Annotated in this window: 2 protein-coding genes; both read left to right on the plus strand. The window is 61.3% G+C overall.

Annotated elements, in window-relative coordinates:
- Nucleotides 1–43: 43 nt before the first annotated feature.
- The gene (locus M7F93_RS11395; RefSeq protein WP_298173582.1) at nt 44–355 is read left to right on the plus strand and encodes an NADH-quinone oxidoreductase subunit NuoK; all 312 of its coding nucleotides are present in this window, start codon (nt 44–46) and stop codon (nt 353–355) included.
- Nucleotides 348–1,804, plus strand: a 1,457-nt coding sequence (locus tag M7F93_RS11400) for an NADH-quinone oxidoreductase subunit 5 family protein (RefSeq protein ID WP_298173585.1), incomplete at its 3' end; no start/stop codon positions are given. The genes M7F93_RS11395 and M7F93_RS11400, both read left to right, overlap by 8 nt.

Below are 1,804 nucleotides of genomic sequence, written 5' to 3' on the forward strand. Positions count from 1 at the left end.
GCGGTGATCGGCGCGGTCCTTGCCATCCAGCGGAGGGAAGACCATGACGCTTGAACTGGCTCTGGTCATCGCGGCGCTGCTCTTTCTCGCGGGCATCGCGCTGATCCTGCTGCGGCGGAATCTGATCTTTCTGTTGCTCGGCATGGAGCTGCTCTTTAATGCCGCCATGGTCATCGCGCTGGTGGGCGGGGCGCGCTGGCACTCGTCCACCGGACAGGTACTGGTGGTCTTCATCATGGCCCTGAGTGGTGCCGCGCTGGCCCTGACCCTGGCCCTGCTTTTGCGGGTGAAACAGGAGCTGGGCGGTGATACCGTCGATGCTCTGCGCCACCTGCGGGAAGAAGCCGATGAGTGAATGGCTTTGGTTAATACCCGGTTTCCCGCTGCTGGGGGCGCTCCTCAATGCCATTTTCGGAGAGCGGTTTGCGCCGCGCAGCATGGGCCGCATGGCCGCGACCATGCCCTTTTTGGCAGCGTTGGTGGTGCTTGCCCTCTGGATCACCCACGGTCGCGATCCCCATCTCCATGATCTCGTCTGGACCTGGATGGCCGTAGGCCGGTTCCACGCGGATATCGCGTTCCAGGTGGATCAGGTCACCCTGATCATGATCAGCATTGCGTCCTTCGTCGGCTTTCTCATTCATCTATTTTCGCAGCAATTTCTGGCGGGAGACTATGGTGAGCGGCGCTACTATTTTTACCTGAATCTTTTTGTCGGCGGAATGCTGGTGCTGACCATGGCCGACAACCTGCTTTTGCTCTACCTGGGCTGGGAAACCGTCGGCCTCTGCTCTTACGCGCTGGTGGCCCATTGGTACCGCAAGCAGGAGAACGCCTGGGCGGGGCGCAAGGCCTTCGTCGTGACCCGGATCGGTGATACGGCGCTGGCGCTGGCCATCTTCATGCTCTTCGCGGAATACCATACCCTCAATGATCAGCAGCTCTTCGTTGCCGTGGCGACGCACCCGGACGTGCTGGTGCTGACCATTGCCGGTGCCCTGATCCTCATCGGCGCCATCGCCAAGTCGGCGCAGTTCCCCCTGCATATCTGGTTGCCCGATTCCATGGCCGGACCCAGTACCGTCTCCGCCCTGATCCATGCGGCGACCATGGTGACCGCCGGAGTATATCTCTGCATTCGCCTGTACCCGATTTTTGTCGCGGTGCCGGGCATGCTCTGGGTCATTGGCCTCAGTGGTGCATTCACGGCCTTTTATGCGGCCAGTTGCGCTGTCGCCCAAGTGGATATCAAGCGGGTGCTGGCTTATTCCACCATCAGCCAGTTGGGGTATATGTTTCTCGGCGTCGGCATCGGCGCCCCCTCGCTCGGGCTCTTTCACCTGCTGGTGCATGCCTGCTTCAAGGCCCTGCTTTTCATGAGTGCGGGGGTGGTCATCAGCGTCTACAGTGAGGACCACGACATCCGCCACATGGGTGGCCTCAAGGCGCAGCAACCTTTCCTGCGCTGGGTGTTTCTGGCCGGTATTTTTGCCCTGGCGGCTGTGCCGGTGGTCTCCGCCTCGTTTTATAGTAAGGACGCCATCATTGCCACGGCTTTTATGGTGCCCGGCGGCAAGCTGCTCTGGGTACTGGCGCTGCTCGGCGCGGTACTTACCGCGACCTATGCCTTCCGCCTCTACTTGCTGGTCTTCGAGGGGCCGACCAAGCCGGGGAAATCCTATCAGATGGGCTGGAGCATGAAAATTCCCCTTGCCATCCTCGCTGTCGCCAGCATCGGGATGGGCTGGCTGCAATTTCCGCCCGGCTGGCCCGGTCCCAAGTTATGGCTGCCCTGGCTGGCGCC

This window comes from Acidithiobacillus sp., assembly GCF_027322205.1.
Classification (GTDB): Bacteria; Pseudomonadota; Gammaproteobacteria; order Acidithiobacillales; family Acidithiobacillaceae; genus Acidithiobacillus.